This is a genomic window from Bacteroides sp. D22 (assembly GCF_000163675.1).
Taxonomy (GTDB): domain Bacteria; phylum Bacteroidota; class Bacteroidia; order Bacteroidales; family Bacteroidaceae; genus Bacteroides; species Bacteroides xylanisolvens.
On record NZ_GG774813.1, the window covers coordinates 14,119 to 30,547 of the forward strand.

Here is a 16,429-nt window from a genome sequence, read left to right on the forward strand (position 1 = left end):
TACTTATTATCGCTATATATAGTGATTCTTGTGTGGAAAAAACGTTAATATACTATCCCCATATCACAAAAAAGTGCGATATTTGCGACATGATTCAGATAGAGACAATATTCGATATATTAGTGAAAGGCTTTATTATTGGCGTTGTTGTGTCCGCACCCCTCGGTCCGGTGGGCGTATTATGCATCCAGAGGACTTTGAATAAGGGGCGTTGGTATGGATTTGTAACAGGTCTGGGAGCCTCTTTGAGCGATATAGCATACGCTTTGCTCACCGGCTACGGGATGAGCTTTGTGTTCGATTATATTAATAAGAATATTTTCTATCTGCAATTATTGGGGAGCATCATGCTACTCCTTTTTGGTATATATACCTTTCGTAGCAACCCGGTGCAGTCCATTCGTCCGGCTTCCTCCAGCAAAGGTTCTTATTTCCATAACTTTATTACCGCATTTTTCGTCACTCTCTCCAATCCCTTGATAATCTTTCTGTTTATCGGACTTTTCGCCCGTTTTGCCTTTGTGCAGCCGGGGGTGCTGGTCTTTGAAGAGATCACGGGATATCTTGCAATTGCTATAGGAGCATTGACCTGGTGGTTGGGTATCACTTATTTTGTGAATAAGGTGCGCACTAAATTCAATTTACGTGGTATCTGGATACTGAATCGTGTTGTAGGAAGTATCGTAATGCTGGTATCTGTTGCCGGATTGATTTATACTTTGTTGGGAGAGTCACTTTATTAAGAGATAACATAATGAATCAGATAGCACAACAACTGAAAGAGAAGAATATTGCCGAATACCTTATATATATGTGGCAAGAGGAAGACTTGATCCGTGCCAATCATTGTGAACCGGAAGAGATGGAGGCAAATGTAATTGCCCGCTATCCGGAAGAACAGCGGCCTGCCATGCGAGAATGGTATACCAACCTGATTACGATGATGGGCGAGGAAGGAGTACGGGAAAAGGGTCATCTGCAGATTAATAAAAATGTAATTATCAATCTGACAGAGTTGCACAACGCATTGTCCTCTTCTCCTAAATTTCCTTTTTACAGTGCTGCTTATTTCAAGGCATTACCGTTTATCGTAGAATTACGGAATAAAAACGGCAAGAAAGATGAACCCGAACTGGAAACCTGTTTTGAAGCGTTGTATGGAGTACTCCTGCTTCGTCTTCAAAAGAAGCCTATCAGCGAAGGAACTGCCAAGGCAGTGGAAGCTATCACTAGTTTCCTTTCTATGTTGGCAAATTATTATGATAAAGACCGTAAAGGTGAATTAAAACTGGATGAATAAATGAGAATTTTAGTAACGGGTGCCAACGGTCAGCTTGGCAATGAGATGCAGGTGCTTGCGAAAGAGAACCCGCAACATACGTATTATTTCACAGATGTGCAGGAACTCGACATCTGCGACAAGCAAGCTGTGTGGACTTATATGGCAGAGAAGCAGATTGAGCTTGTTGTTAATTGTGCTGCTTATACAGCTGTAGATAAAGCTGAAGATAATCAAGAATTAGCATACAAATTGAATTGTGAAGCACCGAAACAACTGGCAAGTGCGGCCCAAGCCAATGGTGCTGCCATGATACAAGTATCTACTGATTATGTATTTGACGGTACTGCGCATACTCCATACACGGAAGACTGCAATCCTTGCCCGGATTCTGTATATGGCACCACTAAACTGGAAGGAGAAAAGGAGGTAATGAATCACTGCGAGCAAGCAGTCGTTATCCGTACCGCATGGCTCTATTCTATTTTTGGCAATAATTTCGTAAAGACGATGCTTCGTCTTGGAAAAGAGCGTGACAGCCTGGGAGTTGTTTTCGACCAGATCGGGACTCCGACGTATGCCAATGACCTGGCACGGGCCATCTATGCTATTATTAATAAAGGTATTGTTCGCGGTATCTACCATTTCAGCAATGAGGGAGTTTGTTCCTGGTATGATTTCACGGTAGCTATTCATCGTCTGGCAGGAATAACCACCTGCAAAGTGAAACCTTTGCATACAGCCGAATATCCCGCGAAAGCAAACCGCCCGGCATATTCCGTGCTTGATAAAACAAAAATAAAAACAACGTTCGATATAGAGATTCCTCATTGGGAGGAGAGCCTCAAACAATGCTTGATAAAATTAGGAATGAAAAATGAAGAATGAAGAATTTCGATGCGGCTTTATAGATAGCGTAACAATTCTTCTTTCATCATTCATCATTCATCATTCATCATTCTTCATTCTTCATTCATATTAATATATGGCAGATAATACAGAAATTTTGAGACGGCGAACGTTCGCCATTATTGCGCATCCGGATGCCGGTAAGACATCATTGACGGAAAAGCTATTGCTTTTCGGTGGTCAGATACAGGTAGCAGGTGCTGTAAAGAGTAATAAGATAAAAAAGACGGCTACGTCCGACTGGATGGAAATCGAGAAACAACGTGGTATTTCGGTAACGACTTCCGTGATGGAGTTCGACTATCGGGATTATAAAATCAACATTCTCGATACTCCGGGTCACCAGGACTTTGCTGAAGATACATACCGCACACTGACTGCTGTAGACAGTGTTATCATCGTTGTAGACGGTGCGAAGGGGGTGGAAACGCAGACGCGTAAACTGATGGAGGTATGCCGCATGAGAAAGACTCCGGTAATAATCTTCGTCAACAAAATGGACCGTGAAGGAAAAGAACCGTTCGACTTGCTCGATGAACTCGAAGAAGAACTGATGATTCAGGTTCGTCCCTTGTCCTGGCCGATAGAGCAGGGAGCACGTTTCAAAGGAGTATACAACATCTACGAACAGAAACTGGACTTGTACCAGCCATCCAAACAGATGGTAACGGAAAAAGTGGCAGTCGATATTCATACGGAAGAACTGGATCAGCAGATTGGCAAGCCATTGGCAGACAAGCTGCGTGGTGATCTGGAACTGATCGAAGGTGTTTATCCCGAATTTGATTCGGAATCCTATCTCGCAGGAGACTGTGCACCTGTATTCTTCGGATCAGCGTTGAACAACTTCGGTGTGCAAGAGCTGCTGAACTGTTTCGTGGAGATAGCTCCCAGTCCTCGTCCCGTACAGGCAGAAGAGCGTGAAGTGAATCCCGACGAACCGAAATTCACCGGATTCATCTTTAAGATCACAGCCAATATTGATCCCAATCACCGTTCTTGTGTGGCATTCTGTAAGATTTGCTCCGGCAAGTTTGTCCGCAATGCTCCCTATGTGCACGTTCGTCATGGAAAGACCATGCGTTTTTCATCGCCCACCCAATTTATGGCACAGCGTAAAACAACGATTGATGAAGCTTATGCAGGAGATATTATCGGTCTGCCGGATAATGGTACCTTTAAGATTGGCGATACGCTGACAGAAGGTGAAATGCTTCATTTCCGCGGATTGCCGAGCTTCTCGCCGGAGATGTTCAAGTATATTGAAAATGCCGATCCGATGAAGCAGAAACAGTTGGCGAAAGGTATCGATCAGTTGATGGATGAAGGTGTGGCACAGTTGTTTGTCAATCAGTTCAATGGCCGTAAGATTATCGGTACGGTGGGACAGTTGCAGTTTGAGGTCATTCAGTACCGTTTGTTGAATGAATACAATGCGTCCTGTCGCTGGGAACCGGTAAGTCTTTATAAAGCCTGTTGGGTAGAAAGCGATGATCCCGCAGAACTGGAAGCCTTCAAGAAACGTAAATACCAGTATATGGCAAAGGATAGAGAAGGGCGCGATGTGTTCCTGGCAGACTCCGGTTATGTACTTCAGATGGCGCAGATGGACTTTAAACACATCAAATTCCACTTTACAAGTGAGTTTTAAAACATATTCCGTTGATTTTAACTAAAAAATCAGGTAAAAAAAGGAAAAAAATATCTCATATAAATGAGTGAATAGAAATGAAGACACTATCCTGGGATAAAATTCAGCAAGGGGATGAAGAGGCATTCCGGCAGCTTTATGAGCAATATGCAGATTTACTGTATGGATATGGCATGAAGATAGCCGGTGATGAGACTCTGGTAACCGAGGCGATACAGTCGTTGTTTGTTTACATCTTTGAGAAAAGAGAAACTTGCACGGCTCCTCAATCCATACCCGCTTACTTATGTGTTTCGTTGAGACACATGATAGTGAACGAACTGAAAAAGGAGAATAGTGGCTCATTAAAATCACTGGATGAAGTAGGCACAAACGAATATCAGTTTGATCTGGAGATCGATATTGAAACTGCTATTATCCATTCAGAGTTGGAAAAAGAACAGCTGGAAGTTTTACAGAAAGAGCTGAACAATTTGACAAAGCAACAGCGGGAGGTATTGTATCTTAAGTACTATAAGAAGATGAGTCCGGAAGAAATAGCCCAGGTGATGGGACTCACTTCACGTACGGTTTACAATACTACTCATATGGCTATCTCCAGTTTGCGGGAGCGTATGAGCAAATCTTTCTTGTTGTTGGTAGCAGCTAATTTGTGGATTTTTAATTGAGGTGTGAGATATGGAAAAGTGGACAGAATCTTTAGATAAATACTTAGAAGAAGGAAAACTTCCTCTGGTTGGCGAAATCTTTTCTCGTAAAAAAGAAATAGGTGATAAGCTGAAGTTGCAACGTGAGGAGAGCCATAAGATCGCCTTAAGCCGGAGAAGAAAGCAAGGTGCGGGGAGAAGTTTCTCTTTCTCATGGGGAGTGGCAGCGGCAGTTGTCCTTCTTTTGGGGATAGGCGGTTACTTCCTGGCAGAAGAAAAGGTGGTGACTGATAACACTGCTATGAACTATGAATTGCCGGATGGCAGTACTGTGCAGGTGATGGAAAATTCCCGCCTGACTTACAATCATATCACATGGCTTTGGGAGCGCAAATTGCAACTATTGGGTAAAGCCTCTTTTAACGTAACCAAAGGCAAGACATTCACGGTCCGTACAGAAGCCGGCGACGTAACCGTACTGGGAACGAAATTCCTCATCGATCAGCAAGGAAAGAAGATGACCGTCAACTGTGAGGAAGGAAGTGTGCAAGTCGAGACTGCTGTAGGTAAGCGTACATTGCTTGCCGGGGAAAGCGTTCATTGCGATGAGAACAAGATTGTGCCGGTAGAGAAAAAGGCAGAAGAATCGGAGTTCCCCGAGGTGTTGGGGTATGAAGACGATCCGCTAATAAATGTAGTGGCAGATATTGAGCATATATTTGAAGTAACAGTCGTCGGACATGAGAAATGCGAGGGGCTGACCTACAACGGGACGGTCTTAACAAAAGACCTGAACGCCACACTGGAAAAAGTCTTTGGATCGTGTGGAATCAGTTATCAAATTCGAGGGAAAGAAATTATTTTAAAATAAAAAAAAGCCTCTTCTGACTATCCAGAAGAGGCTTTTTTGTTTTTCTTCAAATTTTCTTCATTTTTTCTTGGTAAAAAAACAACGGATGCTTCTCTTTCTAATAGATGAGCTATTTAATGATATTTGAAGAAAACGGTAGAATTGATTAGAAGATTAAATGTTGTAGAAGAAATTAGAAATTATCCGGCAGAAATAAGGCCGGGATTCAGAACAAACAATAGATGTTTTATAGAGAATTACAAGCTAAACTCAAAACAAACAATAGATGCTTTTTATAAAATTTAAATTTAACCCAAAACAAACAATGTTTTAAAAGAAATGCAAACTAGGGCTCAAAGCAAACAATAGACAGCGGCAGATGAATTATTCCTGCCACAAACGTAAGCCGGAAAGATTCCCTCATCGGACGTGATATGAGCTTTAGAGGCTTGTTTTTTCCGATTAAACAGACTTAGTTGGCTTAAAAAAAAGGGTTTTTCAACTAGACTGCTACGCTAATTAAAAGAATGAAAGCCGTGATGGCCCATGAGAGGTTTAACAAGACCGGTTTTTTATCTGGTAGTTTAATAGTAGGTTAAGAGGGTATGAAACCAGAAAAGGGCTGAACCGGTCTATCATTGAGTATTTTTATTTAATAATTGTTTTATCAGAGTGTGAGAGAAAGTTGAGGGGCTTTCTCTCACATTTTTTTGTAGGGACGATAGATAGGACGATTTACTATTGGACTATTTACCATTTACTATTTGGGTTGTGCAATAGAAGCAGATAGTAAATAAGATAAATGGGAATTTAGTTTAGATGTGGATGGCACGCTAAATCATAAATCATAAATTATAAATCATAAATCATTAAACTTCCCCAGTTTTCCAATCAGAGAAATGACGTTTTTATACATTATATTCCTTTCTTAATTTATTTTATAATAAAAATTTGGTATTTTCGGACGCTTTTTAGACGAACAACTTAAAATACTAATAGTTTATTATATGGAAAATATCGAAACAGCGATCCTGCTGATGGTGGTCGGAATGGCTACCGTGTTTGTTATTCTGCTGATTGTGATTTATTTAGGTAAGTTGTTGATTACATTAGTCAACAAGTATGCTCCTGAAGAAGTGGTTCCTGTGAAGCGGGAAGCATCGCAAGGTCCTGCCCCTGTTCCGGGAAACATCTTAGCCGCCATTACAGCTGCTGTAAATGTGGTGACACAAGGTAAAGGAAAAATCACTAAAGTAGAAAAATTATAAATCTATAAAGAATATCACTGAAAGACATGAAAAGAGAAGTAAAGTTTAGTTTGGTTTTCCGAGATATGTGGCAATCTGCCGGAAAATACGTACCTCGTGTAGACCAACTCGTAAAGGTAGCTCCTGCCATCATTGAAATGGGCTGTTTTGCCCGCGTAGAAACAAACGGCGGAGGTTTTGAACAGGTAAATTTATTGTTTGGTGAAAACCCGAATAAAGCGGTACGCGAATGGACAAAACCGTTCCATGAAGCCGGTATTCAAACCCACATGCTCGACCGCGCACTGAACGGACTCCGTATGAGCCCCGTTCCGGCAGACGTCCGCAAATTATTCTACAAAGTAAAGAAAGCACAAGGAACAGACATTACCCGTACGTTCTGCGGATTGAACGACGTGCGTAACATTGCTCCTTCCATCACATACGCAAAGGAAGCAGGCATGATTTCGCAATGCTCGCTTTGCATCACTCATTCGCCTATCCATACCGTAGAGTACTACACCAATATGGCGCTGGAACTTATCAAACTGGGAGCAGACGAAATCTGTATCAAAGACATGGCAGGTATCGGCCGTCCTGTATCGTTAGGTAAGATCGTAGCAAATATCAAGGCGGCACATCCCGAAATCCCCGTTCAGTATCACAGTCATGCAGGTCCCGGATTCAATATGGCAAGCATCCTCGAAGTATGCGAAGCCGGTTGCGACTACATCGACGTAGGCATGGAACCACTATCATGGGGAACAGGCCATGCTGACTTGCTTAGTGTGCAGGCGATGCTGAAAGACGCCGGATATCAAGTGCCCGAAATCAATATGGAAGCCTACATGAAAGTGCGCGGCATGATTCAGGAATTTATGGACGACTTCCTCGGCTTGTATATCAGCCCGAAAAACCGTCTGATGAACTCTTTGCTGATTGCTCCCGGACTTCCCGGCGGTATGATGGGTAGTTTGATGGCCGATCTCGAATCCAATCTGGAATCAATCAATAAATATAAGGCAAAACACAATCTGCCGTTTATGACGCAAGACCAGCTTCTTATCAAGCTGTTTGATGAAGTGGCATACGTATGGCCTCGTGTCGGTTATCCTCCATTGGTGACTCCGTTCAGCCAATACGTGAAGAACCTCGCCATGATGAATGTGATGGCTATGGAAAAAGGAAAAGAACGTTGGGGAATGATTGCCGATGATATCTGGGATATGATTCTGGGTAAAGCCGGACGTCTGCCGGGCAAACTTGCTCCCGAAATCATTGAAAAGGCAGAACGTGAAGGCCGTAAGTTCTTTGAAGGTGATCCGCAGAATAACTATCCCGATGCCCTCGACAAATATCGCAAACTGATGAAAGAGAACAAATGGGAAGTAGGACAGGACGACGAAGAACTCTTCGAATATGCTATGCACCCGGCTCAATATGAGGCTTACAAGAGTGGCAAAGCAAAAGAAGACTTCCTGGAAGACGTAGTCAAACGTCGTGCCGAAAAAGATAAATCTCCGGAAGAAGATGCCAAACCGAAGACACTGACCGTACAAGTGGACGGACAGGCCTATCGTGTGACGGTAGCATACGGTGATACCGAACTACCTGCTGCTCCTGCGGGTGCTGCCGCTGCTCCGGCAGGAGAGGGTAAAGAAGTACTTTCTCCGTTGGAAGGCAAGTTCTTCTTAGTGAAAGGTGCGCAGGAAACTCCTTTGCAAGTAGGTGACACTGTGAAAGAAGGTGATGTAATCTGCTATGTAGAAGCGATGAAGACCTACAATGCCATCCGTGCAGAGTTTGGCGGTACAGTGACTGCTATCTGTGTCAACCCGGGAGATGCTGTTTCAGAAGATGACATATTAATGAAGATAGGATAATGAACGAAATATTTGAGAACTTATATGACATGACTGCGTTCAGCAATATCATTGCCGAACCGCAGTTCCTGATAATGTATGCCATCGCGTTCGTTCTGCTCTATTTGGGTATTAAGAAACAGTACGAGCCGTTGCTGCTTGTCCCCATCGCTTTCGGTGTGTTGCTAGCCAACTTCCCCGGAGGAGATATGGGCGTGATTCAGGCCGACGAAAATGGTATGGTGATGGTAAACGGAGTGTTGAAGAACATCTGGGAAATGCCTTTGCATGACATTGCCCACGAACTGGGAATCATGAACTTCATCTACTATATGTTGATTAAAACAGGTTTCCTGCCTCCGATCATCTTTATGGGTGTCGGTGCGCTGACGGACTTCGGGCCGATGTTGCGTAACCTGCATCTTTCTATATTCGGTGCAGCTGCACAGTTGGGTATCTTTACCGTGTTGCTGGTAGCCATCCTGATGGGATTCACTCCACAGGAAGCCGCTTCTCTGGGCATTATCGGTGGTGCGGATGGTCCGACAGCCATCTTTACCACCATCAAACTGGCGCCGCATTTGCTGGGCCCGATTGCCATTGCCGCTTATTCGTATATGGCGCTCGTTCCGGTGATTATTCCGCTGGTAGTGAAACTGTTCTGTACGAAGAAAGAGTTGAGCATCAACATGAAAGAACAGGAAAAGAAGTACCCTTCGAAGACTGAAATCAAGAACCTGCGTGTATTGAAGATTATCTTCCCGATTGTGGTAACTACTATTGTTGCCCTCTTCGTGCCAAGTGCAGTGCCTTTGGTGGGGATGTTGATGTTTGGTAATCTGGTGAAAGAAATCGGAACTAACACATTCCGCTTGTTCGATGCCGCTTCCAATAGCATCATGAATGCTGCCACCATCTTCCTCGGACTGTCTGTAGGAGCAACGATGACAGCCGAAGCATTCCTCAACTGGACAACAATCGGTATTGTGATCGGTGGATTCCTTGCATTTGCACTTTCTATAACCGGTGGTATTTTCTTTGTGAAACTGGTAAATCTCTTCTCGAAGAAGAAAATCAATCCGCTTATCGGTGCTACTGGTTTGAGTGCCGTTCCGATGGCGAGCCGTGTAGCCAATGAGATTGCTTTGAAATACGATCCGAAGAATCACGTATTGCAGTATTGCATGGCAAGCAACATCTCCGGAGTAATCGGTTCTGCCGTAGCTGCGGGTGTGTTGATCTCCTTCCTTGCGTAAGATAATTCCTGCCTGAAAAAGACTTTTTATACATTCACACTTGGAAGATTCGTTTGATAGCGTTATCTTTGTGTGAATGTATAACAGTAAAAATAGCAAGCGTATGAGTGCAATGTCATTGGAAGCCGAAAAGAACGAACTGATTCGGCGGATTCTGGATGTGGATGATGTCGCTATTCTGCGGAGAGTGAAATCGATGTTGAGTTGTGAAGAAGAGCAAACGAATGTTGTCGCAGAGGAAGCAGCTCCCTACCAGACAAAGGCGGAGATTCTGGCAAGCTTAGATCAGGCGTGTAAGGAACTGAAACTGAATCTGGAGGGTAAGTTGGAGTTTAAGTCATTAGATGATGCCCTTAATGAAATATAGAATAAGCGTTACCCTCGAATTTTTAAGGGAAATGAAGCATTTGTCAAAACGGTATAAATCGTTGAAAGAAGATCTTAGGAATTTTGGAAATGATTTGTTATTAAATCCTGAACAAGGAGTCAGTTTGGGCAACAATCTTCGTAAAATACGTATAGCGATAACTTCGAAAAATAAAGGTAAAAGTGGAGGTGCACGGGTGATAACCTATACGATAATCTGGACAGAAATAGATACAGAGATAAAATTGCTCACTATTTATGATAAGTCAGAACGTGCAAATATCACAGATAAGGAAATAGAAGATATCCTGAAGCAAAACGGTATTTTGTAATCCTTATGATATAAAAAGAAATCGTCCTGTTTCACGGTTACGTGATAACAGGACGATTTCTTTTATAAGACTAAGACTTTGTGAACAAGTTTCTTTTGTTTCTAAATTTATTCACTGATAACCTTTCTGTATTCCGCTACCGCCATCTTTTCCGACAGATACGCATTAATCAGATTGGTGTGCGCCTGCGTCCATGACAATTGCGCGGAGAGCACATCCACCATGTTTGCCTTTCCTTCATTATACGAGAAAGAAACCAAATCAAGATTTTCATTAGCCAGATTCATAGTCTCTTTGGCGGTTTTCACTTGATATTCCGTTTCCGTCAGTTTGGTTAGGGCGGCAGAAAGTTCCTCGTTGATATTATCCGTCACATAACTTTGTTGCAGTTTCTGTATGCTGATATACGCTTTCTGCTGACGGTTTGTTTTGAACCGGGCTCCCCAACGGAAGATCGGTATATTCAGGTTAATGCCGACGATGGGATTGAAAGAAACATCATAACCGAGGTTAGGTGTAGCTGTAGCCCATCCACCGCTGAAATACATATTCAATTGCGGGTTGAACTGGCTAAGAGCCGCTTTGCGTTGCGCCTGACTTTTCATGATGTTTACTTCCGTACTTTCGTAATCCGCGCGACGTTGCAGTACATTCTCCAGAGAAAGTATCTGCACCGGAGCGGAAGCCGTGTCAATCGTGTACAGACTGTCTACGGGATTGTTCGGCTCTTCTCCCATCAGGATATTCAGCTTTTGCAGCGCCAGCGTATAGTTCTGACGCGCCTTGATATATTGCAATTCCGCTTCTTTCAACCGGGTGGAAATCATTAATAAGTCCGTTCGACTAATCATCCCGTCGTTGAAACGATCCTGAATGATGTCATACTGTTGCTTCACAATACTTTGATACTTGTCCGCCGCCTGCAACATAGCCTGTGAAGCGGAAGCATTCCAATAAACTGCATCGCTCTGATAATGAATCTGGTCGATGGTAAGCTCCTCATTTAGTTGATTCAGCTTCTCGTCCGCTTTGGCAATCTTGTGCTGGGCGTTGAGTGCCCCGCCCGTGTACAACGGTTGCGAGACGATAAATACACCTTGATAGGTGTGGTTGCGGTATTCGCCTACCGGTTCGTTCCAGGCATTAAGGTCGCTCATGTTGAGGGTCCCGTCCGCATTGACATCAATTTTGGGCAAGAATCCCGTGTGAGCAATCTTCCGTGCTTCCGTACTTGCCATCGTCTTTAGTTTCTGTTGCTTCAGAATTTGACTGTAAGCTTCCACTTTATCCCGGTAAGCTTCCCGGCTAAGATAGGGCTGCTGTGCTCCGGCTGTGAGGCCAAGGAGCAGCAGAGACAGAGTTATAAGTTGAGTTTTCATTTTATTCAATCTATACAATAAATTCAAGTTTCATATAAGAGAAGGCAATTAGCCTTTGATTCTCTGAATGGCACAATAAGCTACCGGAAGAACAAACAGCGTCAGAGCCGAAGCCACCAACAGGCCTCCCATAATCGTAGCCGCCATACCGCCGAACATCGCGTCGAACAACAATGGCAACATACCCAGAATGGTAGTGCCGGACGCCATTGCTACGGGGACAATACGACTCGTTGTAGCACTGACAACAGCATCCAACGGTTTTTTGCCCGTTTTTGCTTCCAGATCAATCTGTTCCACCAGTACAATCGCATTTTTGATATTCATCCCAATCAGTCCGAGCAAACCAAGGATGGAGAAGAAGTCGAACGACTTGCCTAGCAACACCAATCCCAAAACGATACCGATAAAAATAAGCGGTAACATCAACAAGATCACTGTCGGCTTACGATACGTTCTGAACAGGAACAACAGCGTGACGAACATCAGGAAGAACGTCAACGGTAAATTCTTGGCCAACGCCTCGTTAGACTCCACCTGACTTTCCTGTTCCCCGAAATACTTCATCGTATACCCCTCCGGCACTTTAATCTCTTTCTGCACCAGCGGCCAAACCTCATTGAAAGCAGCAATCGCATTCACTCCGCGACGCGGATCGCATTGCGCCATCATCACCATTTGCCGGTTGTAATCTTTCACATTCGAGAAACGATATTGGAAATCAAATTCCGATACCACCTGTTCCAGACTGGTCGTCTCATTCCCCGTGCCGAACACGGGCAACGTGCGCAGGTCATTGATGCGGAACGAATCCACTGTGTTATCCTTCAATAAGATAGGAAGCACCTGATCGCCCTGCCGGTACTCTCCAAGCGTCATACCTGTGGTTCCGATCTGGATACTTTGTGCCATTCCCTGACGCGATACCCCTAACGGTTGCGCCCGTTCGGGACTATATACAGGCTTCCATACAGGAACTTTATTTCCCCACGAATTGCGCACATTGATTAAATCCGGATTCCGGTGCATAATCTCCAAAGCCTGGTTGGTGAGCGCCACAAGCGTGTCCACATTCGGACCGATAAACCCGATTTCGATAGCGGCATCCACCGCAGGCGACAGTTTGAACAGACTGGTACGGGTAATCGCATTCGGATAATTCGCCTTCATGTACGCATCGAAATCTTCTTCATACTCTTTTGTATATTTACTGTCCGTCAATTCAACCAATACATTGGCAAAATTCGGTTTCGGGCCCACCGAAGTAGAAGCCAGGTAATACCTTAACGGCGTGCTGCCGAAGGTGATCGATACTTTCTTCACTTCCGGCTGCTTTGCCAGATGCTCTTCTACGGATTTCATCTCTTTCACTACATCATTGATGCTATACCCGTCGGGATAGAACACGTCTGCCCGGAAATAAGGCTTATCGAGAGAAGGGAAGAAGTTTTGCGGCATCGTCCCCATGATAACCAGCGAAGCAACAAAGAGCACTACCATCGAACCCAGTGTCAATGTTTTCCTACGAATCAGCGTGCGGAGGATGGAGGCGAATTTGTGATAGAACGGTTTGTCATACGGGTCTTTCGTGCCGTCCTTTGCTTTCGCTTTCAGGATGAAATTACCGAAAACAGTGGTTTGCGTCAGCGCGAGCACCCAGCTCAATCCCAGCGAGATGGCAAGCACCACAAAAAGCGGTTTCACGATTTCCGCCACGGCAGAAGGAGCAAGGTAGAGCGGGAGGAACGAACAGATAGCGATGAACGTAGCCCCAAGCAATCCCCATTGCGGACCGGTTGCTCCGTCTATCAGCGCTTTCCGCCGGTCTACTCCGCGGGCGATGGCAATCTGTGCATTGTCTGTCACCACGATGGCGTTATCCACCAGCATCCCCATGGCGATGATAAATCCCGCCAACGAAGTACGGTTCAGCCCGACACCGAAGAAAGACATGATAAGCAATGTGCCGCCAATAGAGAAAATCAGTGACGAGCCGATCAGCACACCTGCGCGCAAACCCATCACCAACATGATAATCACAATAACAATCAGAATCGATTCGATCAGATTGATGATAAATCCGTTGTTGGCTTCGTTGGCAATTTCGTTTTCCAGATACAGGCTTTGCAGTTCCAGTCCCACAGGCATCAGTGGCAGCAATTCGTCCAGTTTGGCTTTCACGTTTTTGCCCGTCTGCACCACGTCCCGTTGCGGGTCGGTGGAGACGCCGATGCCGATGGCACGTTTGCCGTTCACGTGCATGATGTTGGATGGAGGGTCCATGTACCCTTTTTCGATGACGGCGATATCGCCCAGTTTCACTTGTCCGGCTTTGGTGGTAATCACCTGGTTGCGGATATCGTCTACGGTGGTATACATACCGTTGGCGGTCACCCGGAGCTGTTGCTCGCCGGCACGGATTTCTCCGGTATTGATAATCTGGTTCTGCGATTGCAACAGACTGGCAAGTTGTTTCGGGTCGATGCCCATACCTACGAGCTTATTGGTGGAAATAAAAATATTGACCACCTCCGTCTGCGTCCCGAATAGGGCGACTTTCATCACCCCGTCCGCCGTCACTACCTGTGTCTTGATTCGTTCCGCCCAGTTGCGCATCTCTTCGTATGTGTAACCGTCGTCCGCCGTCAGACCGTAATAGATGCCGAACACGTCGCCGAAATCATCGGAAACCGTCGGTGCGGAAGCACCGCTCGGCAATTGTGGCTGTATATTTAGCACCTTCCGTCGCAATTCATCCCACTTCTGCGGAATGGAGCTTGCCGACAAGGAAGGTTGCAACTCGAATGTGATTTTTGAGAGCCCGTACATCGATTCCGATTTTATCTTGTACACACCGCTCATACTTTGAATCTCACGAGAGATAGGCTCGGTAATCAACCGCTCCACTTCTGCCGGTTCGGCACCCGGATAGCGGGTCATAATAACCGCCGACTTTATGACGAAAGGAGCATCCTCTTTCTTACCCAGCTTGCCGAAGGAAGTGATTCCCCCAATCAGCAATACAGCAAGAAAGAAATAGATGATTTTCGTATTATCTAATGAATATTTGGCTAAACTCATAATAAATGATCGTTGATAATTGATGAATGACAGCGGATAAATGATTACATAATCATTTACCAACTATCACCTGTCAACAGTTGTGATAGATTCTCCTTCTACTAGTTGGTATACGCCTGCTATGACGATTTTTTCACCGGGTTTCAAACCTTCCGAGATGAGCGCCTGTGCTTCTCCGGTCGGGGCGTTGACGGTCACTTCCCGTTTGTGGACTTTATTGTCTTCTACCACCCAGACATACATTTTATTCCCTTCGCTTTCACCGAATACGGCACTAAGCGGTACAATCGTCCAGCTATCCTGCACCAACGGGCCTACATCTGCCGTGAAACGGATGCTGCACGTGAAACCGGGTTTCACAGCATACAGATCGCGGTCGAATGACGGATCGTCAATCGTGATGCTGACCGGAATTCCTGTGCCATCCGTAGAAATATCAAGATATTCTTCCAGTTTCGCTTGAAACACGTGTCCTTTAAATGTGTCGAACTCTACAAGGAAACGCGGGTCCTTGGCACGCAACAAATAAAGATACGCATCCGGAATGGTGAATTTGATACGCAGATTGTGTGTATTGACAAGCTGCACGATACCCTCACCGGAGTTGACACGCTGATAGTTTTCCACCAGTCGTTTTTCGATAGAACCGTCGAAAGGAGCTGTCAGCTTGGTGTCGCGCATATTGTTGGCAGACAGTTCGTATTCAGACTTCGCCTTCTGGAAGTTGGCGAGGCTGATTTCATATTCCTGTACGGAGATCGCTTGCCGGGAGAGGAGCCGTTTGTTACGTTCCACTTGTGCCGAAGCCGTTTCGTATGCCGATTTCGTGGCGGCATATTGCAACGCGATGTCTCTGGGGTCGATAGCCGCGATGAGTTGTCCTTTTTTCACTTTCTGTCCTTCGATGACAGGAAGCTGGATGATTTGTCCGTTGACCCGGAAAGCCAGCTTCACATATTCCACCGCTTCCACGATTCCCGAGAAATCTTTTCTGATAATCGATCTTGACTCGACAATCGTAGTCTTTACAGGACGTGCAGTTGTCGTTGTCGTTTCTTTTTTCTGTCCGCAGCCAGCCAGCAAGATTGCAGCCGCCAGGACGAATCCAAATTCCTTTTTCATATACCACGTTGATGTTTAGAGGTTTTGCGTTGATAAATAGCGAATAATATACTAAAACAACTCCTGTTTATTTATGTTCAACATTCCTGTCTTTTCATATCCTGCCTCTTAACCTTTATATGGAACACAAAAAAAACGGGAACTTTACGAGTTCACCACAGAATTCTAAGACCTATGCAAATAATAGGCCTATAAAAAACAGTTAAAGAAATTAAACGGGCTATTTCAGTCCGTTTACTTTTTGTAAGTCATTAACTCCACAAAGGGTGTTCCCCTTTTGACCACAGCAAACATTCTTCCTACTAGTTTAAACTTGACTGCATTTAGCACTACTCCATAAGCTTTCCCTTCCTTCCTTTTCCTTTCATAATACTCTTTCATTTCCTTATCCCATACAATCGCTGAATTAGCAGCTTGTGAAAGATCCGCTTTCAATAGTTTTGCTCCC

The 16,429-nt window shown here is 44.7% G+C and carries 14 protein-coding genes and 1 pseudogene; 11 read left to right on the plus strand and 4 right to left on the minus strand.

The genetic code is table 11. The features are described 5' to 3' along the window. Positions 1-89: 89 nt before the first annotated feature. The 11 genes from HMPREF0106_RS07950 to HMPREF0106_RS07900 all read left to right on the plus strand — a co-directional run bounded on the left by HMPREF0106_RS07950 (position 90) and on the right by HMPREF0106_RS07900 (position 10,399). Positions 90-743 carry a LysE family translocator gene (locus HMPREF0106_RS07950; protein ID WP_004310295.1) on the plus strand — a complete coding sequence of 218 codons (654 nt, stop codon included), beginning with the start codon at positions 90-92 and terminating at the stop codon, positions 741-743. A gap of 11 nt (positions 744-754) precedes the next feature. Continuing rightward, positions 755-1,300: a DUF4924 family protein gene (locus HMPREF0106_RS07945; protein ID WP_004304427.1), complete on the plus strand. Its 546-nt coding sequence runs from the start codon at positions 755-757 to the stop codon at positions 1,298-1,300. After that, the gene (gene rfbD / locus HMPREF0106_RS07940) at positions 1,301-2,167 is read left to right on the plus strand and encodes a dTDP-4-dehydrorhamnose reductase (protein WP_004304426.1); all 867 of its coding nucleotides are present in this window, start codon (positions 1,301-1,303) and stop codon (positions 2,165-2,167) included. Between the two features lie 97 nt (positions 2,168-2,264). Then, positions 2,265-3,839 (plus strand): peptide chain release factor 3, encoded by a 1,575-nt coding sequence (locus tag HMPREF0106_RS07935; RefSeq protein WP_009040526.1) that lies wholly within the window; start codon positions 2,265-2,267, stop codon positions 3,837-3,839. A gap of 77 nt (positions 3,840-3,916) precedes the next feature. Beyond that, complete coding sequence (locus HMPREF0106_RS07930; RefSeq protein WP_004304424.1) at positions 3,917-4,507, plus strand: RNA polymerase sigma factor; 591 nt, start codon at positions 3,917-3,919, stop codon at positions 4,505-4,507. A 10-nt stretch (positions 4,508-4,517) separates the two neighbouring features. Further along, on the plus strand, positions 4,518-5,357 hold the full coding sequence (locus HMPREF0106_RS07925; protein WP_004327023.1) for a FecR family protein: 840 nt from the start codon (positions 4,518-4,520) through the stop codon (positions 5,355-5,357). Positions 5,358-6,343: 986 nt separating this feature from the next. Beyond that, a complete protein-coding gene (locus HMPREF0106_RS07920; protein ID WP_004300941.1) occupies positions 6,344-6,604 on the plus strand; it encodes an OadG family protein in 261 nt (86 codons plus the stop codon). A 26-nt stretch (positions 6,605-6,630) separates the two neighbouring features. After that, positions 6,631-8,466 carry a biotin/lipoyl-containing protein gene (locus HMPREF0106_RS07915; protein WP_009040527.1) on the plus strand — a complete coding sequence of 612 codons (1,836 nt, stop codon included), beginning with the start codon at positions 6,631-6,633 and terminating at the stop codon, positions 8,464-8,466. Continuing rightward, positions 8,466-9,701, plus strand: coding sequence for a sodium ion-translocating decarboxylase subunit beta (locus tag HMPREF0106_RS07910; RefSeq protein WP_004300937.1), 1,236 nt, complete (start codon positions 8,466-8,468; stop codon positions 9,699-9,701). The genes HMPREF0106_RS07915 and HMPREF0106_RS07910 overlap by 1 nt, the downstream gene beginning before the upstream one ends. A gap of 103 nt (positions 9,702-9,804) precedes the next feature. Then, on the plus strand, positions 9,805-10,068 hold the full coding sequence (locus HMPREF0106_RS07905) for a hypothetical protein (protein WP_004304421.1): 264 nt from the start codon (positions 9,805-9,807) through the stop codon (positions 10,066-10,068). Continuing rightward, complete coding sequence (locus tag HMPREF0106_RS07900) at positions 10,058-10,399, plus strand: type II toxin-antitoxin system RelE/ParE family toxin (RefSeq protein WP_004300933.1); 342 nt, start codon at positions 10,058-10,060, stop codon at positions 10,397-10,399. The genes HMPREF0106_RS07905 and HMPREF0106_RS07900 overlap by 11 nt, the downstream gene beginning before the upstream one ends. A gap of 107 nt (positions 10,400-10,506) precedes the next feature. On the opposite strand, the gene HMPREF0106_RS07895 is transcribed toward HMPREF0106_RS07900, so the two are convergent. The 4 genes and pseudogenes from HMPREF0106_RS07895 to HMPREF0106_RS07880 all read right to left on the minus strand — a co-directional run. Continuing rightward, positions 10,507-11,778 carry a TolC family protein gene (locus tag HMPREF0106_RS07895; protein ID WP_032851517.1) on the minus strand — a complete coding sequence of 424 codons (1,272 nt, stop codon included), beginning with the start codon at positions 11,776-11,778 and terminating at the stop codon, positions 10,507-10,509. Between the two features lie 48 nt (positions 11,779-11,826). After that, positions 11,827-14,859 (minus strand): efflux RND transporter permease subunit, encoded by a 3,033-nt coding sequence (locus tag HMPREF0106_RS07890; protein WP_009040529.1) that lies wholly within the window; start codon positions 14,857-14,859, stop codon positions 11,827-11,829. 66 nt (positions 14,860-14,925) lie between these two features. Further along, positions 14,926-15,981: an efflux RND transporter periplasmic adaptor subunit gene (locus HMPREF0106_RS07885; protein WP_004300926.1), complete on the minus strand. Its 1,056-nt coding sequence runs from the start codon at positions 15,979-15,981 to the stop codon at positions 14,926-14,928. A gap of 234 nt (positions 15,982-16,215) precedes the next feature. Then, positions 16,216-16,429, minus strand: a pseudogene (locus HMPREF0106_RS07880) (IS110 family transposase); the annotation flags it as partial.